The organism is Siminovitchia fortis, from assembly GCF_003605365.2.
GTDB classification, from domain to species: Bacteria; Bacillota; Bacilli; order Bacillales; family Bacillaceae_C; genus Siminovitchia; species Siminovitchia fortis.
Genome location: NZ_QYTU02000031.1, coordinates 21,283 through 46,322, shown reverse-complemented (window position 1 = coordinate 46,322; position 25,040 = coordinate 21,283). Strand labels below are relative to the sequence as shown.

Sequence of the window (25,040 nt, the reverse complement as noted above, 5' to 3'; positions counted from 1 at the left end):
TCCTGCCATGATCGACACCTTCACATCAGGATTTTTGGCAATGTCTTCATAGCTATGCAAATTCTTCGGATTTCCTTTCTGGACGGCCATCCCTTCCCCATAACGGATTTCTACATCACCGAATGCCGCTTCCGCACAGCGTTCCGGACGGATGTCCATGCCGGCGGTGACGACATCAAAGCGTCCCGCCTGCAATGCCGGGATCAGGGAACCGAATTCCGTGACCTCCCCTTCGACGGTGTCTATGCCCATTTCCTTGAAGACAGCTTTTGTGATCTCAGGTGCAACCCCTGTCACTTCGCCATCGGACGTTTTATAGCCATAAGGCTTTTCATTGGCAACTCCAAGCTTCACCTTGCCTTCTTTCTTCAGGCGGTCAAGCGTGGATCCACCCGCTTTTGAGTCTCCCCCGCCTGTGCTTTCGCTGCTGTTTCCACAGGCGGCAAGCATTACCAGCAAGCCGACAACGGCTATAAAAAACCACTTCTTCAAAAATAAAACCCCCTCATTTTTTCTTTTATTTCGAAAGATTCCAATAAGTGAAAGCGTGATTCTACCTTGTTTCCGCCACTATTTAAGCATGATTTTTTCCCTAAACAGAAAGCGGAAATTGGAAGCGCTTTGTATAACAGTCTACGTGAACAGGCAATGAGGTTCAAACAGCATAATATTGCTTTAATTGCGGTTATACGGGCTCTCGTTGCGTGAGCCCAATATCGTACAAGAGATACTCAACATTCATGGAGTATGCTCCCATTTCCTCACTCATATGGTTGAAATAAAACGCTCGGAAGAAGACATAATAACAAATGGAGGTGTCTAAAATGGGAAATGAATCTAAGGGTAAAAAGCAGGAATCGAATCAGCCAAAACCGTTAAGCGGCTCCCACAAGGTAAAAAACAGGAACCATTCAAGGCAAAACAAAAACCCCGGGCATGGGATGTAGCAGGAAAGGCGAAGGCGCTGCCGGACAACATCGTAACGAAGGCTCCCTCATTAGCCAAGCGCCGCATATAGAAACCCTCATCAGGCACTCATGCAAAAAGCCACGTTCACTTAACAGTTCGTGGCTTTCTTTTCAATATTTTTTTCAACATACTTGCAAGCCGCCCTGTAGACGGATGGATGAAAATGATGTTTAATTGCTTCAAGCATTTCATCAGGTGACGCAAATGGAATGCGCTGTTCCTTCCCATCTGTCCATTTCCTTCGAAGCCGCTCTTCGTTCACTGAAATGATTCCGTCGCTTAATGTTTGAGCAATCAATAAAGTTTTATTAAACGGAGATTCAGGATGGTGATGGATCATTTGTTTCACCCGGTTATAGTCATCCCAACCAACATTTTTCAGAAAAAAAGCGTACCTTAACTTCCACTCCCCCTCTGAAAGAACCTCGTGTACAACCGTCCCCCTCTCGGTTTCTTCCGTTCTGAAACGATATACACCTGCCGGAGATGTGACTGTACTTCCGTCCAGTTCAATCGGCTGGCGCGCCAAATTATTCCCGGAGCCCGCATCAATCAAATAGATTTTCCCCTGCTTGTTTAATAAATTAATCGAATGGGTGCGGTCTATGATCCACCCATCATCTGACCATACGGTTGCACAGGCTGGAGTAACATCAAATCCAAGTTCCTTCAGAACAATATGGAGCAAGGAATTCAGCTCATAGCAAACCCCTCCGCGGCCCCCTTCAAGCATTTTTTCCACAACATACTCGGGAGTGATCGGATCCTCCGCTTCCAGCAGGACATCCAGATTTTCAAAGGGATATAAAGCAGAAAAAATTTCCTGCACAATTTGAATGCGCTTCAGATCATCTCTCACTGAAAAATAATCCTTTTCCCGCAAAAGCCGCTCCAACTTTTTAAGCATTTTCCCGTCCTTTCTTTTTCATGCGCACGTAATGTGCAGCGGCCTGATAAATAGACTCAGAGAATCTTATTTTAATGCATCTCAACATCTCATCATCCGTTGTAAACATGATTCTTTGATCTTCACCTTCAATCCCCTTTAATTGAAGGCGCTCTTCATTTACGGAAAGCGTTGCTTCCGGCAGCATCCGGGCGATCAGCAGTTCCCGGTTAAACGACGATTTTGGGCTGTTATGAATTTCAGTTTTAATTCGGTTCAAGTCCTCCCATCCTACCTTCTCCGGAAAAAAAGCATACCGCGTATTCCATCCTTTATCATTTTCCGATTGAAGCACAATGGAGCCTTTCTCCGTTTCACATGTTTGCAGGCGAAAGTTCCCGGCGGGAGAATGGACGGGGGGACCATCCAATTCAACCGGCTGTAACGGCAGATTGCTTCCGAACCCGCTGTCTATCAAATATAACTTCTCTTCCTTCCATAAAAGGTTCATTACGTGGGTGCGGTCCGTTGCCCAGCCTGTTTCTGTTGAAACGGTGGCAGTGGCCAGATAAACATCAAAGCCAAGTTCTTTTAAAAGAAGATGCTGCAGCGCATTCAATTCATAGCATAGGCCGCCGCGTCCCTTTAGCAACATTTTTTCCACAATAAATTTAGGCGTAATGGGGTCCTCCACTTTTAACAAAACATCCAGATTTTCGAAAGGAAATCGCTCAGCCAACAGCTCCTGAACCATTTTTATCCGCCGGAGATCATCTTCAGCCGAAAAATAATCCTTTTCCTTCACAAGCTTATCAATTTCATTTCTCAATACTCCTCTCCCCTTTTTGCGTTTTAACCCATCATACTACTGTTGCTGGTTAATGGGGTAGGAATTGTTTCAAATTCTTATCGGGGTCCATATCAGACCATTTGGAAGGAAATTGAAGGAAACCGAGCATTATGTAAAGCAGTCCGTGACTCAATACGATTAAATCGCTTACAACATGCCTGATTGGTTTTGATTTTACATGTTGTGCCCGATATGATTATATACATCTTGCAAAGAGGAGGTGAACAAACAATCACTAAGGTAATAGAAAAACCTTCTGCAAAGGGCAGGAAATCAGCCGCGATTTATTTTCGGGAGCCGACTGCCGACGACGGCGGTGAAATATTTGAACTGGTCAAAAAGTCCAAGGTTCTTGACGTCAATTCGTCATACAGCTATTTAATGTGGGGCAAATATTTTAATAAGACATCCATTGTAGCAGTGGCCGACCGTAAAATTGTCGGATTTATCTCCGGTTTTCTCCAGCCAACCGCACCTGATACGCTGTTTGTATGGCAGGTCGTTGTCGACCGATCCCAAAGAGGAAAAGGATTGGCCACAACATTATTGCTGAAGCTGATCAAAAGGCTCGAACATACAAACATCCGCTTCCTGGAGGCAACTGTCACTCCTTCAAACGCGCCTTCCAATAACCTTTTTAAAGGATTGGCAAAAAAACTGGAAACCAGGTATACGAAATATGAATGTTTCAGCGAAGAACAATTTCCGGACCCTTCGCATGAGGCTGAAATTGCGTACAGAATTGGACCATTGAAATAAAATTTACTGGAGGTATGTGTACATTTATGTCGACTACTACTGACAGGCCCGCTATTGCCATGGATGTTTTTGAACGGTATGAATCGAGAGTAAGAAGCTATAGCCGAAGCTTCCCCACCGTTTTTAAAAAAGCCAAGAACTACAAATTATGGGATATCAATGATAAGGAATATATCGACTTTTTTGCAGGCGCAGGCGCCTTAAACTATGGGCATAACAATGAAAAAATGAAAAAGCTTCTCATTGAATATCTTGAAGAAGACGCCATCACCCACAGTCTGGATATGGCCACTGTCGCCCGAGGAGAATTCCTCAAAAAGTTTGATAAAGTTATTTTGAAACCGAGAAATCTGGATTATAAAGTGATGTTTCCCGGACCAACCGGCACAAACACCGTGGAAAGCGCATTGAAAATTGCAAGAAAAGTCACAGGAAGAAATACGGTCATCAGTTTTACAAACGGATTCCACGGAATGACGATTGGTTCTTTATCCGTAACGGGAAATGCGTCGAAAAGAGGCGGTGCTGGCATACCGCTAAACAACAGTGTTTTCATGCCATTCGACAATTATGTGGACGACACAAGCTCCATCGACTATATCGAAGCCTTTTTGGAAAATAGCAGCAGCGGCATCGACCTTCCGGCGGCCATGATTTTGGAGACCGTCCAAGGAGAAGGCGGAATCAATGCTGCCAGCTATGAATGGCTGAGAAGTATAGAAAAAATATGCAGAAGATTCGGTATATTGTTGATCATTGATGATGTTCAGGCAGGCTGCGGAAGAACGGGAACATTCTTCAGCTTCGAACCTGCGGAAATCACCCCGGATATCGTCTGCCTTTCGAAATCTATCGGAGGCTATGGCTTACCGATGGCATTGACTCTGATCAAGAGTGATTACGATATTTGGGAGCCCGGCGAACATAACGGGACTTTCCGCGGAAACAATATGGCTTTCATTGCGGCTGCTGAAGCATTGGGATACTGGGAAACAAATAAATTTTCTCAGGAAATAGCCGCAAAAGCCGAAATGATGAGTTCATTTGCAGACTACATCGTTCATGAATATCCTGAGTTAAGTGCCGAAAAAAGAGGACGCGGGCTCATGCAGGGTGTAGCATGTGAAGTGGCGGAAATTTCGGAAGAAATATGCGGAGAAGCGTTTAAACGCGGACTGCTCATGGAGACTTCAGGTCCTGAAGGAGAAGTATTCAAGTTTCTGCCTCCCCTGACAATTGACCAGGAAGGACTTGAAAATGGCTTCCAAATCGTAGAGGATAGTATTAAGTCTGTTCTAAATAATTAGATAAAGGGGATGGAGAAATGATTGTAAGAACATTGGAAGAAGTAATTGGAACTAAAAACGAAGTAAAAGCCGACACCTGGGCAAGCCGCCGCCTGTTGTTAAAAGATGATAACATGGGCTTCTCTTACCATGACACGATTATATATGCGGGAACTGAAACGCATATTTGGTATAAAAATCATCTGGAAGCAGTATATTGTGTCGGCGGAGAAGGTGAAATTGAAACCGTATCCGACGGAAAAGTATATCCGATCAAAGATGGGACGATGTACGCACTCGATAAAAATGATGAGCACTATTTGAGGGCAACAAAAGACATGAGAATGATCTGCGTCTTCAATCCGCCACTGACCGGAAGAGAAACGCATGACAAAGATGGGGTATATCCTTTGGTGGAGGATTGATAGAAAATATCAGCGCCTGCCATCTACGCTAAAATCAACTACCTATTTACAGCCCAAGCCGGGAAAATCAGCTTGGGCTGTTTATTTTTTTGATATAATGGAAATGTACAGAGGTTTAAAGAAATGAGGACTCATAATGAATTTACAATTTGTGGATGCTGAAAAAAGGGTTCATGATACAATTATTTTCCCCTCCTTTGACCTGTCAGTCAATCCCGGCCAGGTTTCCGCTCTTTATTCGAGCGTGAATGCCAGAGAGCAGATCATTAATCTGCTTCTTGGAAAAACGGCGCTTTCCCATGGGGAAATCCGCGTTGGCCATAAACGGTTGCAGCATCCTTCCAAAGATATCGGCTTTTTATTTTTAAACACGGCACTGTACGAGCGGCTTTCAATCGATGAAATGCTCAAGTTTATAAAAAATTTATACGAATCGGAACAAAATATTGATCGGGCAATAAAAGCAGTCCGCCTTGATGAAAAACGGAAAACAAGGATAAATAAATTGTCATATTCAGAGAGCAGAAGAGTTCAGTTTGCCTGTCTCCTTTTGCAAAACCCTGCCATTTATATTTTGGAAGAACCCGATCAAAACCTGGATTTGGAATCAAAACAAATCTTCCTTTCTCTCCTTCAGGAACTTCGGCACTCGGGCAAAGCCATCCTGATCCTGACAGGCAACATGGAAAGTGCGGTTACGGCTGCCGACGAGGTGTATAAACTCGACGTTAACGGGTTATCCCCCATTCAGGTTGAAAACAATGACCCCGAAAAAAATGAGGACCAGTTGGAAAAAGAACAGCAAACGGATACAGCACAGCCTGTTCAGTTCAAAAAAATCCCAACAAAAGTAAAAGATAAGATTGTTCTCTTCAATCCTCCTGAGATAGATTATATTGAAAGCAGAGAAGGACAATCCTTTATACATATTAAAGGTGAGGCATTTCCAAGCGACTTTACTCTTCAGGAATTGGAGAACCGGTTATTGCCCTTTGGCTTTTTCCGTTGTCATCGCTCCTATATCGTCAACCTGCAAAAAGTGCGCGAAGTGATTACATGGACAAGGAACAGCTACAGCCTTGTTTTGGAGGATACAAACAAATCAACCATTCCCCTCTCAAAATCAAAAATGTCTGTATTGAAGGAAATGCTCGGGCTCAAATAATGTAGAAATATCAATTATTTCTCGGGAAATATGTCGATTATTTTCTCTGTTTACCCTCCATTTACGCTGCTTGTCTTCTTCGTCTTAACCAAACAGGCAAAAGTGAATTGATTCAGCCTTCCTTTTGCTCCGTTCATCCTTTATATAACTCTTTTCATTCGCTATTTAATGCCTGGTGCATTATTTCCCTGTAAGCTGAATATAACAAACGAATGACATTACGTTTTTGAGGTGAAGGGACATGGAAAATATTATCGAAGTGAAGGATTTGGTTAAAACTTTCTCCAACCAACCTGCTCTTGAAGGAGTTAACTTTCAAGTAAAGAAAGGAGAAATATTCGGTTTCTTAGGCCCGAGCGGATCCGGCAAAACTACAACAATTAAAATCTTAACGGGTCAAATGAACCCTACAACCGGTTCGGCGTCGGTTTTCGGCGGGCCTGTCTCCAAATTGAAACAGTCAGATTACCGGAAACGATTTGGCGTATTGACTGACAACAGCGGCTTGTATGAAAGATTATCCATTAACGATAACTTGAAGCTTTATTGTGATTTATATGATGTTCCTCGTTCAAGGATAGAGGAATCTTTAGCAATCGTTAATCTTACAAATGAGAAAAACAAAAAAACTTCTGCACTGTCCAAAGGAATGAAACAACGGGTTATTTTGGCACGTACACTGCTCCATGAACCGGAGCTGCTTTTTCTGGATGAGCCTACTTCGGCTCTGGATCCTACAAATACGCTTCATATATATGAAGGACTGCGGGCGCTGAACGCCAAAGGAACAACCATTTTTTTAACAACGCACGATATGTATGAAGCGGACACCCTTTGTGACCGTGTTGCATTTTTAAACAAGGGAAAAATCCAGCTGTTGGATACGCCGGATAACCTGAAAAGGAAATACGCCGAGGAGACAATAACAGTAGAGTTGTCAAATGAACAGAAGATTGTTATTCCCATAGGTGCAGAAGGTGCGCAACAGCTATATGAATTGATGAAAACAGATCAAGTGGCAAGAATTCATTCAAATGAACCGACTTTGGGAGATATTTTTATACAGGTGACAGGGAGGAAATTGGCATGACATTTTCTTGGAAGCGCGTGAATGCAATATTAATAAAGGATTATAAGGATTTTTCACGGAATTTGGCTGTATCCTGCGTCATATTTTTGCCGCCGATTCTGGCCGCTTTTTATGGCCGTATGGGTGTCGATTCCATTGAAACACATTACATGGTTTTTAACTTGGTATTCGTCATGGTTGCAGCCTTTGTTCAATGCTGCCTGATTGCCGAGGAAAAAGAGAAGAACACATTGAGGGGATTGATGCTGTCACCGGCAACCACCGCAGAGATTCTATGCGGAAAAAGCTTATTATCTTTCCTTTTTACTATTTTTGTCATCGCATTAAGTGCTTTCTTATTGGATTATAGCCCTAAGAACATTGGAATTGTGGCTGTCGCAATTATTCTGTCATCGCTCTTTTATCTGGGCTTGGGGACATTATTAGGCCTGTATGCAAAATCGGTTATGGAGGCTTCCGTCCTGATTCTTCCATTCATGATGATCTTTTCGTTCGGAACATTTGTCACTGCGTTGGCGGAAAAATATCCCATTTTAAAAGCAGCCGAATACCTGCCAAACGTCCAGCTGCTTGAAATTGCGAAAAACGTGGAAAATAACGCAGGTTTTACAGATATTCTATTAAACTTGGTGATTATCGTTATTTGGACCATTGTCATTTCCGCTCTGACCGTTGTGGTCTTTCGCAAGCGGATGGTGGATTAAAAATCAGAGGAGGCATTCAAGATGAAACAAGCATTAAAGCTTGTGATCGCAATGGCATTCGGAGCAGCCGCGGTTTTCGCCTTTAAAACTTTTCTTTAAATCAGTACCTAGCTCCTATAAAGGCCTCCTGTTGAAAGGAATCAACGGTAAGGAATATGTAGCATTCCTTACCGAAGATCGGGCTACCCCTCCTATTTGGGCAGGTATGTGCGGCTTTCCTTACCGAAGATGCCGCCATCCCTCCTAATCGGGCAAGTATACACGGGATCCCTTACCGTAGATGCCGCTATCCCTTCTAATTGGGCAAGTATACACGGGATTCCTTACCGAAGATGCCGCCATCCCTCCTATTTGGGCAGGTATGCGCGGCATTCCTTACCGAAGATGCTGCAATCCTCGAACTTGGGCAAGAATCTTTATATTTTAAGCAAAGCAATACTCTCAGCGAAAATCTAATTCAATAAACCCCTGGCCACAATGTGAATTGCCCCCTTTAAGTTGTCCTTTTCACCTGACTACCAAAAGGGGAGCATAACACAAAAAATCAGAGGTTTTCCGTATTAATCATTCTTCTTCAATTCCGCACCAGTCAATAATGTGTGCAGCAAACACCTTCGCTGTCTCAATAACACTGTCGATTTCAACATATTCGTCCGGTCCGTGCATGTTCGAGCACCTTGGTCCAAACACAAGTCCAGGCTTGCCATAGTATTGGGTAAACCGTGCATCATTCCCGGCAGCACGTCCGGCAATTTCCACTTCTTTGCCCAATACGTCTTCCGCCGTCTTTTTAAAAGCTTGGACATACGGATCATCAGGGGCCTGATTCCACGCCTCGGTTGTCCAGCCGTACCATTCCACTTCAGGCGGATTCTCTTCGAGCCATTCGTCGCCTTTTGCGGCTTCCTGAACCGTCTTTTCAATCAGTTCCTTGATTTCGGCGCGTGTCTCAGATGGGATGAAACCGATTCGGCATTCAAGTACTGCTTCACCTGGAACATTGGATGCCCAGTCTCCCCCTTTTAACGTACCAAGATTCATATGGACAGATTGGCCGGAACCTTTATGGAACAGCTCAAAATAAACCTCCTTAGCCCTCTTTTCAGCGAGCTCTTCAAGTGCATTGTAAACCTTGTACATTTTACTGATCGCATTCACGCCCAAATGCGCCATGCCCGCATGAGCTGTTTTGCCCAGCACCCTTACTCGGAAATACATGACCCCGGCATGAGCAACAGTCAATCTCAAAGCATGGGGCTCTGTCGCAATAAAACCGTCGGTTGTATATCCGGCTTCCAAACAGGAGAGTGTACCGCCTGCCCCCCCTGCTTCCTCTTCGATCACGCTTTGAAGCAGGACTTTGCCTTTCGGCTTGATTCCCAGGTCCAACAGCGCTTTCAAAGCGAACCAATTGGCCATAAGCCCGGCTTTCATATCTCCCGAGCCGCGCCCGTACAATTTATTGCCTACAATCTCGCCGCCCCATGGATCTTTTGTCCAATTTTCAACCGGTTCCGGTGAAACAACATCCATATGTCCATTTAACGTTAATGAAGGCGCATCGTCATTGCCTTCCCAAATGCCGATAATGTTCTTTCTGCCTTCAAACGGCAAATCAGAGCTGCTAAAAGCAGGATGGTTTTGGATCTTTTCATACTCAGGATGAACCTCGGCCACTTTCAATCCGATTTCTTCATACTTTTTCCTCATATATTCCGCCATAGCATTTTCGTCGCCGATCACGCTCGGAATTTGGACCGCCTTCACAATGGCTTCCACAAGTTCATCTTTATTTTCTTCAATATAGTCTTGGACCTTCTTCTTCGTATCAGTTGACACTTTGCTGCTCCTCCCTGCATTGAAGTATATATAATAAAAATCAAAAAACATATATTCATACACATTATAAATCATAATACAAAAAATAGTTAGTATTTTTCTTGTTTTTCCAGTATGGAAGAAAGCCCTATGAAAAAATTTCAAGTGGCCTTTGATCATAAGATAGATCTGAAAAATGAACAGACAGTATTGACATTTCTTTTAGATAGGTATATTATCATTCTTAACAATTTCATTTGGAAATCTCTTATTGAGAGCGGTGGAGGGACTGGCCCTGTGAAACCCGGCAACCATTCTTGTTTTACCAAAACAGGAACAGGTGCTAAATCCTGCAAAATACTTTGTATTTTGAAAAATAAGAGAGTGCGTGATACTTTCGTGTATTTCCATGCCTCTCTGTGCGAGAGGCATTTTTTGATGCACAAGGGATTTCCATAAGGAATCTTGAAGGGAGGAACACGGAGGTACGATAAATAGAAATTGTATTGGCAATAAAAATAGGAAGATGATTAATAGCAGTAAACTCGACTAAAAAGATAAATATACATTGAAATGGGGAAGCAGCATGAAAAAGTGGGTATTATCCAGTTTAATTATTTTAATAATCGCCGCTCTTGCAGCATGCGGCGGTGGCAATAAAGAAGCAGCCGGCAGTAAAGGCGAAAAAGCGGAAGGCCTTCTTGACGACGGCAAACTGACGGTTGGTGTAACAGCCGGCCCGCACGAACAAGTTTTGGAAAAAGTAAAAGAGCTTGCAGCCAAGCAAGATTTGGATATCGAAGTCAAAGTGTTCACGGATTACATTATGCCGAATATCGCTTTAGATGAAAAAGAGTTGGATCTCAACTTATTCCAAACGATTCCTTATTTGGAGCAGTTTAATAAAGACCGGGACATGGATCTTGTCGAAGTAGGTAAAGCACTCACTTTTCCAATGGGGATTTACTCATCCAAAGTGAAAGACGTTAAAGATCTGCCAAAAGGGGCGAAGATTGGACTTCCTAACGATCCTACAAATGGAGGACGTGCCCTTGTTTTGTTTGAAAGTGCCGGATTAATTAAATTGAAAGAAGGCTCAGGGACTGCCCCGACTGTCAAGGATGTTGAAGAAAACGAAAACGATTATGAGTTAGTAGAATTGGAAGCCTCCCAGCTTCCCCGTCAATTGGAGGAGCTTGATGCAGCTGCCATCAATACGAACTTTGCGATTGAGCATGGACTTAAGCCTGCCAAAGATTCCATCTTTATTGAATCAAGCGACTCTCCATGGGTGAATGTTGCAGCGGCCAGGCCTGAATCAAAAGATGACGAAGCGATTCAAAAGTTTTGGGATGTTTACCGTTCTGATGAAGTGAAACAATATATTGATGAAACATTCGAAGGATCAGTCATTCCCTCTTGGTAAAGAAAAGCGCAAGCGCCTTGCCCATCGACGTACAGACTGGAGTGCCTCCGACGAGATAAAGGATAAGGAAGTGCGAGAGTGCCTGCTTATCGGCGCAAAGCTAGACGAGCGCTGAAGAAGGCGTAGTTTGCCTTCAGCAGCGATTGGCTTATGACCTCGAGCCGATGGCACTCGCAGTCGGACAACACGGCGAGGAACGCAGGCTCAAGCAGCGACGTCCTGTCGCTTCGCCTGCACTAGCACATCCTGTGCGTCGGAGCCGATGTTGACTTATCGTAGGAAAGCTACTACTTGAAATGGCCTCGTGTGATGCTTCCTTGAGTTGGCGTCGTGCAGCTTTGCTATGATGTTCGCCAAACATCCTCGAATAAGCTGCGCCGCAGGAGCACATTAGGTGCGAAGTCTGCTAGTCGATAGGCGCTGGAGCTAGACAACAAATGGCTTTGTTCAAAATTTTAAAAGCTAAAAAAGCTTATGCTTTCTTACTCTGGTAAGAAAACTAAACCAGGCAGCCGTCACGGATTTTTGAAAATAAACATGAAGGAGCAATACACATGATAGAACTCGCGGGAATCTCTAAGACATTTCAAGGTAAACAAGGTCCGATTCACGCATTGAACAATGTATCGCTTTCTGTTAAAAAAGGTGAAATATATGGAGTCATCGGATACAGCGGCGCTGGAAAAAGTACATTGATCCGCTGCGTCAATTTATTGGAAAAACCCGACGCAGGTTCCGTAGTTGTAAAAGGGACAGATTTAACAAAACTGTCTACCAAAAAGCTTCGCGAAGCCCGCACCAACATCGGAATGATTTTTCAGGGATTTAACCTTTTAAAGACGGCCACTGTTTATGAAAATATTTCCATTCCACTGAAACTTTCCGGATTTAGCAAAAAAGAAGTGGAAGAAAGAGTCGTGAAGTACCTAAAAATAGTCGGCCTTGATGAAAAATATCATGCCTATCCTTCCGAACTTTCCGGCGGGCAAAAGCAGCGGGTGGCTATCGCCCGCGCGCTTGCTTTTGAACCCGAAATCCTTTTAAGCGACGAAGCGACCAGCGCTTTGGACCCGGATACGACGGAAGCCATTCTCGACCTGCTTTTGAAAATCAATAAAGATCTCGGTATTACCATTTTGCTCATCACACACGAAATGAACGTCATTCAGCGCATCTGTGACCGCGTAGCTGTCATGGAAAATGGTGAAGTCATTGAAGAAGGAACAACAAAAGACATTTTCACCTCACCGGCGCATCAAACTACGAAGCGATTTGTAAGCAGCCTGTTTACTCATAAAATTCCGGATGATCTTCTGGAAAAACTCAACCAGACCGGGCAGGTGTTCACCCTTTCCTTCTTCGGGGATTCAAGCGGCGAACCTGCTTTGGCGACTGTGACAAAGAAATTTGATATTTATCCGAATATCTTGTCAGGAAGCATTACCCATTTAAAGGATGAAACTTTCGGACAGCTTGTCGTCCATTTAAAAGGAGATACGGCCGAGATTCATAAAGCGGTCCGGTACCTGGAAAAAGACCAGGTTCATGTGGAAGGTGTGAATATAAGTGACAAAAATAAGCGAGTTTCTTGATAACTGGGGCACTGATATTTGGGAAGCCATCATCCAAACCTTCCAAATGGTTGGAATCTCCCTTGGAATATCGATTTTAATCGGTCTTCCACTCGGGATTATGCTGGTTCTTACACGTCCAGGCAAGGCATTTAGCAACAAATACGTCTTTGGTATATTGAATATATTTATAAATATTGTACGGTCTGTCCCGTTCATCATCTTGTTATTCTTTATTTTGCCATTCACAAGGTTCATTGTCGGAACAACGATTGGTGTAAAGGGCGTTATTGTCCCTCTCGTTATTTATACGGCTCCATACATTGCCCGTCTGATGGAAACAGCCCTTCTGGAAGTAGATCGGGGAGTGCTTGAAGCCTATGAAGCGATGGGCATGAAAACGAGACATATCATTTGGCACGTTCTTGTAAGGGAGTCCCGTTCCTCGATTATTCTTGGACTGACCATTGCAACGATTTCCTTAATTGGCGCTACAGCGATGGCAGGACTTGTCGGAGGCGGAGGCCTTGGGGACCTTGCCTATCGCTACGGCCACCTCCGTTACGAAGTCGATGTCATGTATGTAACAGTCATCCTCCTGATCATCCTTGTCCAAGGATTGCAGTCACTGGGCAACCGGGTAGCTGCCAGATTGAAAAAAGATTAGTTGTGTATAGTGTGTTTAAATATTAATTATATCTATAAGAAAAGAGGAATTGCATCATGAAAAAGTGGATATTATCCAGCGTGTTGGTTTTATTGATTGCAGCTCTTGCAGCATGCGGCGGAAGTAAAGAAGAATCAGCGGATAAAGGGGAAAAAGCCGAAGGGCTGCTCAGCGACGGAAAGCTCATTGTAGGTGTTACAGCCGGTGAACATGAGGAAATCATGGAGCAGGTAAAAGAACTCGCTGCAAAGCAAGACCTGGAAATTGACATTAAGACTTTCTCTGACTATCCAATTGTTAACGAAGCGCTATCCCAAGGCGATCTTGACCTGAATGTTTTCCAGCATGAGCCATATTTGGATGAACAGAAAAAAGACCGTAACTATGATATCGTAAATGTTGGAAATGCAATTACAACGCCAATGGGTGTCTATTCCAACAAAGTAGAAGACCTGAAAGACCTCAAAAAAGGCGCAAAGCTCGGATTGCCAAACGATCCAACGAATGGCGGACGTGCCCTTCTTCTATTCGAGAAAGCCGGATTGATCAAGCTTAAAGAAGGTGTCGGCGATACGCCGTCCGTCAAAGATGTTGATGAGAACAAAAATGATTATGAATTCGTCGAATTGGAAGCTGCGCAAATTCCGCGTCAACTGGACGAAGTGGATGCAGCTGCCATCAACTCCAACTATGCAATTGAAGCCGGCATTGTACCTACAGAGGACTCCCTGTTCATCGAAGATAAAGATTCTCCATGGGTGAATATTGTAGCAGCCAGGGCAGAGAACAAAGACGATGAAGCTATCAAGAAATTTTTAAGCGTATATCAATCAGATGAAATTAAGCAATTCATCGAGGAAACTTACAAAGGTTCTGTAATACCTGGATGGTAAACAATTTGGAAAAGCTCAATGAAAACATTGGGCTTTTTTTATTTGTCAAAAAATGAGGATGAATTATTTAAATTTTTCTAATACACACAACTTAATCATGCTAATATTATTATAATTGATGAAAAAGGAGGCAGCACAGTGCAAAATATCAAAAACAAAGTAGCCATAGCGAATATACGCGAGCAATTTCCGGCATTGAACCGAACCTTTAAAGGCAAACAAGTAGTCTACTTTGATGGTCCCGGGGGTACACAGATGTGCAAGCCGTCTATTAAGCGGATAATGGACTATATCGAAAACGGGATGGCAAACCGGGATGGACTTTTTCCCACAAGCGAAGAGACGGAAGCCATTCTTGCTCAGGCTAGAGCTGAAGTTGCCGTGCTTATTAACGGATATGAAGATGGCGTCTTTTTCGGAGCTAACATGACATCGCTCGCCTACGCAATTTCCAGGATGATTGCACGGGACTGGAAGGCTGGAGAGGAGATTGTCGTCACAGAAATGGATCACTCAGCCAATGTTGACCCATGGGTTCAGATTGCTGAAGATAAAGGCATGACTATTCAACGGATTCCGGTGAATGTGGACTCTCTCACGCTGGATCGGGCCGTCATTGAAACGATGATCCATCCCAAAACAAAAGCAGTATTCCTTGGACTTGCCTCTAACGGCGTCGGCACGATCAATAATGTAAAACCATACATAGAGGCGGCCAAAGCTGTGGGGGCACTCACCGTCATTGATGCGGTCCAGGCAATCCCTCATATCGCCGTTGACCAAAAAGCGCTGGGAGCGGATCTCGTGCTTGGTTCAGGGTACAAGGTTTTTGGCCCTCATATCGGCTTCGCATCCATGAACCCTGATTTATTTTCCAAATATAAACCGTATAAATTGATTCCCGCACACAATGAGCCTCCTTCCTCCATGGAAACAGGCACTCAAAATCATGAAGGGATTGCCGGCATGATCGGTGCAGTTGAATTTATTGAAAGCATTGGTAAAGGGCAATCAAAGAGGCAAAGAATCATAAATGCCTACCAGCTATTTGAGGAGCAGGAACATCAAATGGCTTCCTTTTTAAAAGAAGAAATCTCAAAAGTAGAAGGAGTAAAAATGTTTATTCCTGCAACCCATGTTCCGTCGACACCTACAATTTCATTTGTCGTTGACGGAGTCCCTTCAAGTACTATCAGCAAATATTTGGCAGACGAACACGCCATTTTTGCCGCCAACGGGCATTTTTACGCCTATCAGCTTGCCAAAAAGCTGGATGTAATGAAATATGACGGCTGGCTCAGAGTCGGCCTATCACCGTATAACACGCTGGAGGAATGCGAACGATTTATAGATGGATTGAAAGAATGCCTAAAAACAAATCTTTAAAAGGAAACAGAAGCCATTATGCACAGTGGCTTCTGTTTTATTATTATTTTCTAATTAAGCTGTAGATGGATGCCCCAACAAGCTCCCCTGCCTCTTGGAGACGTTCTTTGCTAATATGTTCAATGGTATCTTGAGGTGTGTGGTAATACGGCTCCAGATTCGCCGTACCCGGTTCGCGCCTGATGAAATTGATAGCCGGTATGCCTGCATCGTGGAAGGATACATGGTCTGATGACCCGCGCTGGTACAATATCAGTTCGGACGGAGTGCCGATTCTTTTTGCCGTTGCCAAGGCGGTATCGCTCACGATGTTCGCTTTGCCGTCAACTGCGTTCATAAATATGGCTGTGGCCTTATCCCAGTCCGTTCCGACCATATCCATGTTAAAATTCGCAATGCTCCGGTTAATCTCATCTTGACTCAATTGGCTTACGTAATACTCCGATCCGACGAGTCCAATTTCTTCTGCGCCAACAAATACAAAGCGCAGTTCCTTATCAATAGGATAGCTTTTCAGAATACGCGCAAGTTCAAGAGCAACTGAAGTTCCCGAAGCGTTATCGTTTGCACCCGGGGCAAATGGGACGCTGTCAAAGTGGGCCGATACATGAACTATGTCATGTCCCGAACCTTTTTTAGGCGCCCTTGTTGCAATGATATTCTGTGATGTGGCACTTCCCAGCTTTTCAACTGTAAATGTTACTGTTTTCCCCTGCGAAGCAAAATCATTCAGCAAAGAAAGCCCGCTTGCTTTTGATATTCCGCCAACGGGAACCGTTGTTTCCCCGCCAATGGAGGGGTTTAAGGGACCGGGCTGGTCAATATTATCATAAATAAGCACACCTGCTGCACCAGCAGCCACTGCATTTGCAACTTTTTCTTGGAAGGTGAATTCCCCTCTGGAGATAAGAGCAATTTTACCGGATGCTTCCGCTGTAAAATCTTCCGGACTTCCCAGCTTTGCATCATATAATTCTGCAGTCAGTCCCTCTTCTGCTGTTGCTGCGGAACCTGCCGGAATATTGATGTCAATTTGTTTTCCATCTGCCGTTAAATTGCCGATCATTTGATCAGGAATTTTAAATTCCTGAGTTTCAACTTTATATCCATAAGATTGGAGCCGTTTTTTTATAAACTCTGCTGCCTGCTTCTCCTCCTTTGTTCCGGTTACCCTTGGCCCGATTGTTTCGGAGAGATAGTGGATATCTTTATATATCCGTTCTGAATCAACCCTTGCGATGACTTTTTGATCAAATGCCTTTGCGCTTGGGTTCGCTTTTTCCGGAGCTGCCTGGACGAATGCTGTTTCTGGAGGAAAAAAATAAAAACTAGCGGTTAATAGAAACGCTGAGAGCAAAAGGGAAAATCTTTTTCTTCCTTTTTTCAATTCTATTACCTCCTTTAATATTTCGATTCACAGCACTATATTCTCTCTCTGTGCTTCCTTTCCTTTCAAGTACCGCCAAAATGAATCTATTCACCTATTCATTTTTCAAAAAGGCATGACATACCTCTCACTCGTTTTCTTCATTTCCTACCAAAGAATCGGATTGACAAATCGCCCATTTAATAATAGATTAATATTGTCAACCAAAAATAATAAACGTTGACAATAGGAGGGAGCGCTATGCTTCAAGAACAGCAAAAGCTAAGAATGATGATTATAACTGCACTTTTTTCAGCCATTATCGGGATTTTGGCCCAGGTCACCATCCCATTGCCTCTTGTCCCAATTACAGGGCAGACACTGGCGATCGGATTGGCCGCAACCATTCTGGGGTCGAGGCATGGTACGGTTTCCGTCCTTCTCTACATATTGCTCGGTGCAGTCGGCATCCCTGTGTTTGCTGGGTTTTCTGCAGGTTTTTCCGTTCTGATCGGACCAACCGGCGGGTTTATCGTCGGATTTATCCCAACCGCTTTCTTTATCGGATGGTATTTGGAGAAAACATCCTTTAATTTTATCCATGCAATGGCCGCAAATACGATCGGCATGCTGATTACATTGAGCTTTGGAACAGCCTGGTTAAAAGCAGGGGCCAGTTTGAGCTGGGGCGCGGCTTTCGCCGGAGGGTTTGCTCCATTTATCGTTGTAGGATTGATAAAAGCGGCACTTGCCTCATGGATTGGGGTATTAGTTCGCAATAGGTTGGCTAACGCCAATATTTTATTTACAGCAAAAAAGTCAGCATAAGCAGCTGACTTTTTAATATTATTTAGATGTACTTGTCTTGCCGAAGAACTTCAAAAGTTCAGTCAAAGCCTGGCTGAATGTCTCCAAATGCTCTTCAACTCTGCCCGGAAACTCTTTTTCTATAAATTCCAGTGTATCATTTGGCGTATGCCACACACTGCCATGTTTAACGGTTTGTGTATAGCCATCAATATCACCGATTTCCCAATTGGTAGCTTCGAAATAACCATACGGAATTCCCAGGCGTTTAAATGGCGCATGATCACTCCAGTCCCCTGTCGTTCCAGCCGGATAAGTCGGATTCAAGCCCGGGTTCGTTCCAATATCCAACTTCTTCTTTTCTGCAATTTTCAGGGCCTGATCCCTGATAAACCCTTTCTCTCCTGTGCTTCCATACACATACATATGATCACCGACGGCCAAGCTGTCCAAGTTAATCATTCCTACTGTATTTTCAATCTCTTCTGCTGTCATTTGGCTAGCATAGTAATTTGACCCTCTCAGCCCTGTCTCTTCTGCACCAAAAGCAACAAATTTAATAGAATAGGGAGTATTGATTTTCTTTAATACCTCAGCTGCCTCAAGCATGACGCCTACGCCTGAAGCATTATCGTCCGATCCTTTTCCAGCAGCAACAGAATCATAGTGTGCTCCGACAATAATTTCCTTGCTGGACTTCCCTTTCTTATAAGCAATCACGTTAGAGGAATGGACTACCGTTCCCCTGTTGGTATATGAAAAAGGCTGGACGTTGGTAGTATAGCCCATGCGCTTGAACTGGCTCTCAATATAATCCCTTGCCTCTTCTTCTTTAGCCGATCCTGCCACACGTGCCCCCACCGTATACGTTAAATACTTTGTATGCTCATATGCCATTTTTCCAGTCTTATGAGCGAGCGACGGATGGTAGGTCACAGTTGAAGCTGTGGTACTGCCTGCAGCAGTGAATAACAGCAGAAGAGCCATAACTATTGAAATGAAAATGCGGTTTCTCACATCAATCTCTCCTATCCCTAGATTAGTAGTTTTATACTATTAGAATCTTTTGAAAGCGTCAACCCATCTTTAGGACCGTGCCCCTTGACATGTTTTTCATTGAAAAACCAAAGGGACTGTCGTATCCCTTTGGTTTTCTACAAATCAAGATCCTTTGTTACATGGTCCACTTTCTCTTTCAGGCTTTCCGCCGTATCAAAGATTTCATTATGTTTTTCAGATTTAATGCCGTCTGCATAATCTTTGATGGCATTAGTTCGTTCAAATAAGATGTCCGAGATTGCAGATTTAGTGTCCAAGTCAACCAAATCGCTGCTCAGCAGTTCGTTCAAGGCAGCTTTCATGCGATCATGCTCCCTGTTGCGCGAAGTGATGTGGTTGTTCTCCAGGCCCCGGAGTTCGTTGGACATTCCAACAGATGCCCAGTTGATATTATTGATGTTCCCGGCAAGCCAGAAGCGCCATGTCGTTTTGCCGAGGCTTTCCTTCCAATTTTTAGTGATCTCATCATCCAGCTCCTGTTTGTTTTTCACAGAAGTATACTCTCCGCCTCCTGCACTCGCCACCTCTTTCAACTGGCGGTCCGCTTCATTATCGACATCGAATCCAATAATATTGATTTGCAGGTCCGTCATTGACTTCTTCGCATTCTTCGCCGCCTGGACAGGGTCTCCATCGCATGTTTCCACTCCGTCGCTCACAACATATATAAGCGTTTTTGTCTTGTCGCCACTGGCAACTTTCAACTCTTTTTCCGCCTGCTGTATAGCTGAAGCAAGCGGGGTCCATCCACTTGCGTTGAATTGATCAAGCGCATTGGAAAACTCTTTTTGATCATAGGGCTTTAATGAATAAACCGTTTCGATGCTTTCACATGAAAGTTTTTTGTCCTGATCGGAACCCGTCCCTTTGTGTCCAAAAACAGACAGGGATACATTGACATTGTCAGGCAGGCTTTCAGAAAATTGTTTGATGCTTGATTTAGCCAAGGCCATTTTATTTCCTCCCGGAACGTCAGCCTTCATGCTTCCGCTCGCGTCAATTAAAACGGCGACATTCACATCATCGGCCTCTTCGTTAAGCTCCTCTTCGCTGACATCCTGGAGGAGCCTTCCGTCAGGCAGCTTCAGCTCATTATATTTTACCTCAAAGTCTTTCAATGGCTGTATTGTGCCACTGACATCCGTACGAAGGCTTAAAATGATCGATTTGGCCCACTGTTCCGCATCCCAATCTTTTGTATCCATGTTTTTAATCTCTTTCATGTACTCGGCTACGGCTTCTCCGGCTGCTTTGGAATACTCTTCATTATCTGCGAATTCTTTATCGCCTATATACTGTTGAAACAATTCCCCTGCGGGCTCTTTCTCAATTTCTTCCCCTTTCAGGCTGTAGGAGGCTTCTTCTTTTTCCTTGCTCTCCTTTGCATTTGCTTCAACAGCTTTTTCCTCTTTCTTCTGTTCACTTTTTTTCTCTGTCTGTTGGCAGCCTGCTAATGCCAAACAGAACAAAACTATTACGATAAAAGCCTTCTTCGGCATCATCATCCACTTCCCAATTCAAGTGTTAGTCTTTTGATTAGTATAATGATTTTTTGAAAAAGTTGAAATTGGCCTTTTTACCCAGCCCTAAATAACCAATCTCCAATATCACTTTCATGCATCCATGAAAGGTTTCGCCCACCAAAAAAAGCGGCCATCGGTACCATCAACATAGAGGTGACATTTGTCACTATAAAATGATGACAGAAGCTACTGATTTTTACAATTAAATGTTAATACAATGACATTAGATTATGGGGGTGAGCCTTTTGGAAGAAGTAGTGGAAATCAATCGGTTGACAAAGGTATTTAAACATAAGAAGGCGGTAGACGATGTATCATTTGCGATAAGTAAAGGTGATGTGACAGCTATTCTCGGTCCAAACGGTGCAGGGAAAACAACAACGATGTTAATGATGCTCGGTTTATTGAAGCCGACGGTAGGTGAAGCTCTTCTTTTTCATCAAAGCCCCACGGAGCGGGCAGTACGGGAGAACTTGGGTGTGATGCTGCAGGAAGTGAGCCTCATGGATGGCTTGAAGGTAAAAGAGCTGATTCAATTGTTCCGAAGTTATTATCCAAATCCAATGAAGATGAATCAACTGATCGGTTTAACCGGTCTGAGAGAAGATGATTTGGAAAAACGTACGGAGAAGCTCTCGGGAGGACAAAAGCGAAAGGTTTCGTTCGCGTTGGCGCTCGCAGGAAATCCGCAACTTTTATTTTTTGATGAACCGACGGTCGGAATGGATATTACATCAAGAAGGCTTTTTTGGGGGACGGTTCAGGGATTTGCCCGCGAGGGAAAAACAATTATTTTCACAACACATTATTTACAGGAAGCGGACGATTACGCGGACAGGATCATTTTATTTAATAAGGGAAAAGTTACCTCCGATGGAACTCCGGATGATATGAAAAAGAAACTGACGAAACAGTTCGTTTCTTTTATAACTCCGGATGAAATACCAACAGAATTATTTTTACAGCTTCCGTTTGTTTCTGACGTATATGAAAAAGAAGGCAGGACTTATATTATTTCAGATGACACGGATTCTGTGCTTTATATGATATTTGAGAAAAACTTGTATGTCAGGGATATACGGGTTGAAAAAGGCCGGCTTGACGAGGTGTTTGAACAGCTGACGATTGACCAAAGGGAGGCGATATAAATGAAGGCGTTGACGAACCAGTGTAAGGCAGAGATACTTCGGGTTTTTCGAAATCCTTATTTTATTTTTTGGTCCCTTCTTATGCCTATTGTCTTTTACTTTGTTTTTACAAGAGTGATGCAAGTTGGCGCGGATGATCCTGTTTGGAACGCACACTTCCTTATGTCAATGGCCGCTTTCAGCGTGATGGGAAGCGCGATTATGACCCTGGGGATTCGTATGGTGGAAGAGAGAGCAAAAGGCTGGTCCAACTTTATGAGGGTGACGCCGTTGTCCGGTGCGGTGTATTTTTTTGCAAAAATGATCGGGCAGTCGCTAGTTCATGTTTTCTCGATTATAGTTATTTTTCTAGCTGGGGGACTAATCAATGGGATATCGCTCCCATGGACTGAATGGATCTTGGCTGGTGCTTGGATTTTACTTGGTTCACTTCCTTTCTTGGGGCTCGGTGTTCTAGTGGGTTCAATGAAACGGGTAGATACAGCAGCGGGTGTGAGTAATGTCATTTATATGCTTTTGGCGATTACAGGCGGTATGTGGATGCCGATGGAAATCTTGCCAAAGGCGGTTCAGGCCGTTGGCAATTGGCTCCCCGCATACCATTATGGAAGCGGCGCGTGGGAAATCATACGAGGGAACCTTCCGGATATGAAAAATGTTTTCATTCTTGCCGTTTACCTTGTTTTGTTTATGATACTATCGAGTTATATCAGAAGGAAGCAGGAGGCGGTGTAATCCAAAATGAAAAATAGGTTTCGGGTTTTTCCGAAAATGTTTGGATTTTTTCCTTACATCTTCTTAATTTACTTGTTCATGCCTGCTGTTTATATTTCACAAGAAACAGGAATGAAAATGGTTTTTGGGTTTGGTTTGCTCCTTCTGTTTCTTGTTTCATACAGACAGCTCTATTGGCAGGGTCAGGTGGAGACGGGGCTTACCATCTGGCTTGCCATTCAGATCATCATTATGGTGATTTTAAGTATTTGGTACAATCCATATCACCTATTCATGGGCTTCTTTTCCGCGTATTTTATCGGATGGTACAAGAATAAGGCACACTTTTACTTGGCTTTAACCGGATTTGCAGCAGCCCTATTCATTGGCATGGTGGCCGCCTTTTTTCAAGATTCAATCGAAAGAATGCTCTTTTTCATTCCTTTCTTATTAGTTATGGTGATTTCCCCCTTTGGCATCAGATCCATGAACCGGTCTATGGAGCTGGAAAAACAGCTGGATCAGGCCAATGAACAGATTAAAGAGCTCGTTAAACGCGAGGAAAGAATCCGGATTGCACGGGATCTGCATGATACATTGGGACACACCTTATCACTTATTACGCTGCAGAGTCAGCTTGTACAGCGTTTTGCCGAAAATGATGCTGTGCTGCAGGCAAAAGCAAAAGCGAAAGAGATTGAAACTACTTCCCGTTCGGCCTTAAGGCAGGTACGTGAGCTTGTCTCTGGCATGCGGTCCATTAGCATAGAAGAAGAATTGGCAAACATGAAACACATTATACAAGCGGCTGGCATGTCGTACGTTTGTGAGGGAGAGCAGAACCTTTCTGACATTCCGCTACTCCAGCAAAATATTTTAGGCATGTGCCTCCGGGAAGCGGGTACGAATATTGTTAAGCACAGCCAGGCAAAAAATTGCCGTATCCGCATTGAGAAAAGAAGAGAATGTTTTATGATCACAATATCAGACGACGGGCAGGGCTTGGGTCAGCAGCTTAATGAAGGAAATGGGTTGAGGGGGATGAAAGAGAGGCTTGCATTGATTGAAGGTGAGCTTGTCATTGATCATAAAAATGGCACTACCCTCACCATGAAAGTGCCGATTGTTAAGATACAGGGAAAGGAAGGGACTGCCTGATGATCCGGATTATGATTGCCGAAGACCAGGGGATGCTGAGGGGTGCGCTTGGATCCCTTCTGGATTTTGAAGAAGATATGGAAGTGATTGCTCAGGTGGAAAATGGGGAAGATGCCTTGAAAGTGGCGACAGAGTTACGGCCTGATGTATGCCTGTTGGATATCGAGATGCCGTTAAAAAGTGGTTTGGAAGTGGCAGCAGAATTAAAAGAAATGGCGTCTGATTGCCGGGTCATCATCTTGACGACGTTTGCAAGGCCGGGGTATTTCGAAAAAGCACTTAAAGCAGAAGTGCATGGTTACTTGCTAAAAGATGGCTCGGTTGATGACCTTTCAGATTCAATTCGCCGGGTGATGAAAGGCAAAAGGGAATACGACCCGGAGCTTATGGTAGCTTCGTATGAAGGCGACAATCCTCTCACCAAGCGGGAACAGGAGATTTTAAAGCTTGCAGCTCATGGAAAAACATCCAAGGAAATATCGGCAGCATTATTTCTATCAGCAGGAACCGTCCGTAATTATATGTCGGAAATCCTCTCAAAACTTGATGCAAAAAATAAAATTGAGGCCATATCAAAAGCGGAGGAAAAAGGATGGATATGATAGTTCGATCATATTTGATGAACCGATGATTCAGCGCTGCGAATCATTGGTTTTTTCCAAAAAGCCGCCTTTTCTATACGTACATAAGCTATTGGGATGGATAAAAAGTAAAAGGCCCCCAATAAATGGGGACCTGATTCATAATACATGACTGGCATTTAGCCGGCAGCGCATGATGTAATACTTTATGTTTCATTTATTCATCTGTGCCAGAAAATCCGCCAACGGATCCTCTTCAAATTTTTCCTCTTTGGCATCCTTTGGTTCCTCGTCGATTTTAATTTGACTCCAATCAAGGTCATCTAAATCGTCGATATCAGATTGGCGGCTGCTGACTGTGAGCCGGTCTTCCTCGGAATGATCCGGTTCAACATGCTCTTCTTCTATCGCTGCGGCCTCCTCCTGCAAGTACAGGGCATCGTCGATTTCCAGTGCGTTGCTGTTGAGTGATGCCAGAATTGATACAGCTCTTACAGGATCGGACAGTAATTGGTATACGATGTTGCCGAGTAAAGCTTCCGAATGCTCATGCTTTAACCAATCGCGCTGTTCCTTCGTCAGACCCCTTGGCAGCGGAATGGTAAGGGTTTCCCTTTGCTTTGTCAAAGATTCGCTTATTCCGTCCATTACAATGGAAGCTATTTTGCTTGAAAAGTTTCTCCGCTCTTTTTCCTTTAGCTTTTGCAGCTGCTTTAAAATATGGTCAGGCGTGTCGGAAGGTATCCTGAATGTGATCGGCTGCCCCCTTTTCATCCCTGTATCCTTCAT

25 protein-coding genes and 1 riboswitch are annotated in these 25,040 nt (G+C 43.8%); of the genes, 17 read left to right on the top strand and 8 right to left on the bottom strand.

Annotation, left to right across the window (positions count from 1 at the left end; genetic code table 11):
* Positions 1-492, bottom strand: a 492-nt coding sequence (locus D4N35_RS13165) for a transporter substrate-binding domain-containing protein (protein ID WP_128205413.1), incomplete at its 3' end; no start/stop codon positions are given.
* 332 nt (positions 493-824) lie between these two features.
* On the opposite strand from D4N35_RS13165, the gene D4N35_RS13160 reads away from it, so the two are divergent.
* The gene (locus tag D4N35_RS13160; RefSeq protein ID WP_120074395.1) at positions 825-947 is read left to right on the top strand and encodes a small acid-soluble spore protein P; all 123 of its coding nucleotides are present in this window, start codon (positions 825-827) and stop codon (positions 945-947) included.
* Positions 948-1,057: 110 nt separating this feature from the next.
* Here D4N35_RS13160 and D4N35_RS13155 read toward each other — a convergent pair whose 3' ends face one another.
* On the bottom strand, positions 1,058-1,876 hold the full coding sequence (locus tag D4N35_RS13155) for an arylamine N-acetyltransferase family protein (protein ID WP_120074393.1): 819 nt from the start codon (positions 1,874-1,876) through the stop codon (positions 1,058-1,060).
* Positions 1,869-2,684, bottom strand: a complete 816-nt coding sequence (locus D4N35_RS13150) for an arylamine N-acetyltransferase family protein (RefSeq protein WP_120074390.1) — start codon at positions 2,682-2,684, stop codon at positions 1,869-1,871. The genes D4N35_RS13155 and D4N35_RS13150 overlap by 8 nt, the downstream gene beginning before the upstream one ends.
* Before the next feature lie 213 nt (positions 2,685-2,897).
* Between D4N35_RS13150 and ectA the strand changes: the two genes are divergently transcribed.
* From ectA to D4N35_RS13120, 6 genes are all read left to right on the top strand, one after another.
* On the top strand, positions 2,898-3,464 hold the full coding sequence (gene ectA / locus D4N35_RS13145) for a diaminobutyrate acetyltransferase (RefSeq protein ID WP_235870389.1): 567 nt from the start codon (positions 2,898-2,900) through the stop codon (positions 3,462-3,464).
* Between the two features lie 26 nt (positions 3,465-3,490).
* Positions 3,491-4,771 (top strand): diaminobutyrate--2-oxoglutarate transaminase, encoded by a 1,281-nt coding sequence (gene ectB / locus D4N35_RS13140; protein WP_120074388.1) that lies wholly within the window; start codon positions 3,491-3,493, stop codon positions 4,769-4,771.
* Positions 4,772-4,788: 17 nt separating this feature from the next.
* Entirely contained in the window at positions 4,789-5,175 is a 387-nt protein-coding gene (locus D4N35_RS13135) for an ectoine synthase (RefSeq protein ID WP_120074386.1), read from the top strand.
* Positions 5,176-5,311: 136 nt separating this feature from the next.
* Positions 5,312-6,340, top strand: coding sequence for a LytTR family transcriptional regulator DNA-binding domain-containing protein (locus D4N35_RS13130; protein WP_120074384.1), 1,029 nt, complete (start codon positions 5,312-5,314; stop codon positions 6,338-6,340).
* A 241-nt stretch (positions 6,341-6,581) separates the two neighbouring features.
* On the top strand, positions 6,582-7,430 hold the full coding sequence (locus D4N35_RS13125; protein ID WP_120074382.1) for an ABC transporter ATP-binding protein: 849 nt from the start codon (positions 6,582-6,584) through the stop codon (positions 7,428-7,430).
* Entirely contained in the window at positions 7,427-8,134 is a 708-nt protein-coding gene (locus D4N35_RS13120) for an ABC transporter permease (protein ID WP_120074380.1), read from the top strand. Before D4N35_RS13125 ends, D4N35_RS13120 begins: the two co-directional genes overlap by 4 nt.
* 564 nt (positions 8,135-8,698) lie before the next feature.
* Here the strand turns inward: D4N35_RS13120 and D4N35_RS13115 are convergent.
* Positions 8,699-9,973, bottom strand: coding sequence for an ArgE/DapE family deacylase (locus D4N35_RS13115; protein WP_164876374.1), 1,275 nt, complete (start codon positions 9,971-9,973; stop codon positions 8,699-8,701).
* Between the two features lie 244 nt (positions 9,974-10,217).
* Positions 10,218-10,335, top strand: a riboswitch (SAM riboswitch).
* Between the two features lie 203 nt (positions 10,336-10,538).
* Here D4N35_RS13115 and D4N35_RS13110 point away from each other — a divergent pair.
* From D4N35_RS13110 to D4N35_RS13090, 5 genes are all read left to right on the top strand, one after another.
* Complete coding sequence (locus D4N35_RS13110) at positions 10,539-11,378, top strand: MetQ/NlpA family ABC transporter substrate-binding protein (protein ID WP_120074376.1); 840 nt, start codon at positions 10,539-10,541, stop codon at positions 11,376-11,378.
* Positions 11,379-11,932: 554 nt separating this feature from the next.
* Positions 11,933-12,970: a methionine ABC transporter ATP-binding protein gene (locus D4N35_RS13105; protein WP_120074373.1), complete on the top strand. Its 1,038-nt coding sequence runs from the start codon at positions 11,933-11,935 to the stop codon at positions 12,968-12,970.
* Complete coding sequence (locus D4N35_RS13100) at positions 12,945-13,616, top strand: methionine ABC transporter permease (protein WP_430722744.1); 672 nt, start codon at positions 12,945-12,947, stop codon at positions 13,614-13,616. Before D4N35_RS13105 ends, D4N35_RS13100 begins: the two co-directional genes overlap by 26 nt.
* Positions 13,617-13,672: 56 nt before the next feature.
* A complete protein-coding gene (locus tag D4N35_RS13095) occupies positions 13,673-14,509 on the top strand; it encodes a MetQ/NlpA family ABC transporter substrate-binding protein (protein ID WP_120074371.1) in 837 nt (278 codons plus the stop codon).
* 138 nt (positions 14,510-14,647) lie between these two features.
* Positions 14,648-15,895 carry a cysteine desulfurase-like protein gene (locus D4N35_RS13090; RefSeq protein ID WP_164876373.1) on the top strand — a complete coding sequence of 416 codons (1,248 nt, stop codon included), beginning with the start codon at positions 14,648-14,650 and terminating at the stop codon, positions 15,893-15,895.
* A gap of 43 nt (positions 15,896-15,938) precedes the next feature.
* On the opposite strand, the gene D4N35_RS13085 is transcribed toward D4N35_RS13090, so the two are convergent.
* Positions 15,939-17,282, bottom strand: coding sequence for a DUF4910 domain-containing protein (locus D4N35_RS13085; RefSeq protein ID WP_120074367.1), 1,344 nt, complete (start codon positions 17,280-17,282; stop codon positions 15,939-15,941).
* A gap of 240 nt (positions 17,283-17,522) precedes the next feature.
* Here D4N35_RS13085 and D4N35_RS13080 point away from each other — a divergent pair, with 240 nt between their 5' ends.
* On the top strand, positions 17,523-18,089 hold the full coding sequence (locus D4N35_RS13080) for a biotin transporter BioY (protein ID WP_120074365.1): 567 nt from the start codon (positions 17,523-17,525) through the stop codon (positions 18,087-18,089).
* An 18-nt stretch (positions 18,090-18,107) separates the two neighbouring features.
* On the opposite strand, the gene D4N35_RS13075 is transcribed toward D4N35_RS13080, so the two are convergent.
* Both D4N35_RS13075 and D4N35_RS13070 read right to left on the bottom strand, forming a co-directional pair.
* Positions 18,108-19,085 carry a M20/M25/M40 family metallo-hydrolase gene (locus D4N35_RS13075; protein WP_120074363.1) on the bottom strand — a complete coding sequence of 326 codons (978 nt, stop codon included), beginning with the start codon at positions 19,083-19,085 and terminating at the stop codon, positions 18,108-18,110.
* A 137-nt stretch (positions 19,086-19,222) separates the two neighbouring features.
* The gene (locus D4N35_RS13070) at positions 19,223-20,629 is read right to left on the bottom strand and encodes a vWA domain-containing protein (protein ID WP_164876372.1); all 1,407 of its coding nucleotides are present in this window, start codon (positions 20,627-20,629) and stop codon (positions 19,223-19,225) included.
* Between the two features lie 266 nt (positions 20,630-20,895).
* Here D4N35_RS13070 and D4N35_RS13065 point away from each other — a divergent pair, with 266 nt between their 5' ends.
* From D4N35_RS13065 to D4N35_RS13050, 4 genes are read left to right on the top strand one after another with little or no spacing between them, the layout of a single operon-like run.
* Positions 20,896-21,798, top strand: coding sequence for an ABC transporter ATP-binding protein (locus D4N35_RS13065; RefSeq protein ID WP_235870387.1), 903 nt, complete (start codon positions 20,896-20,898; stop codon positions 21,796-21,798).
* The gene (locus D4N35_RS13060) at positions 21,799-22,533 is read left to right on the top strand and encodes an ABC transporter permease (protein ID WP_120074356.1); all 735 of its coding nucleotides are present in this window, start codon (positions 21,799-21,801) and stop codon (positions 22,531-22,533) included.
* Positions 22,534-22,539: 6 nt separating this feature from the next.
* A complete protein-coding gene (locus D4N35_RS13055; protein ID WP_120074353.1) occupies positions 22,540-23,670 on the top strand; it encodes a sensor histidine kinase in 1,131 nt (376 codons plus the stop codon).
* Entirely contained in the window at positions 23,670-24,272 is a 603-nt protein-coding gene (locus tag D4N35_RS13050) for a response regulator transcription factor (protein ID WP_120074351.1), read from the top strand. The genes D4N35_RS13055 and D4N35_RS13050 overlap by 1 nt, the downstream gene beginning before the upstream one ends.
* A gap of 192 nt (positions 24,273-24,464) precedes the next feature.
* On the opposite strand, the gene D4N35_RS13045 is transcribed toward D4N35_RS13050, so the two are convergent.
* A complete protein-coding gene (locus tag D4N35_RS13045; protein WP_120074349.1) occupies positions 24,465-25,040 on the bottom strand; it encodes a hypothetical protein in 576 nt (191 codons plus the stop codon).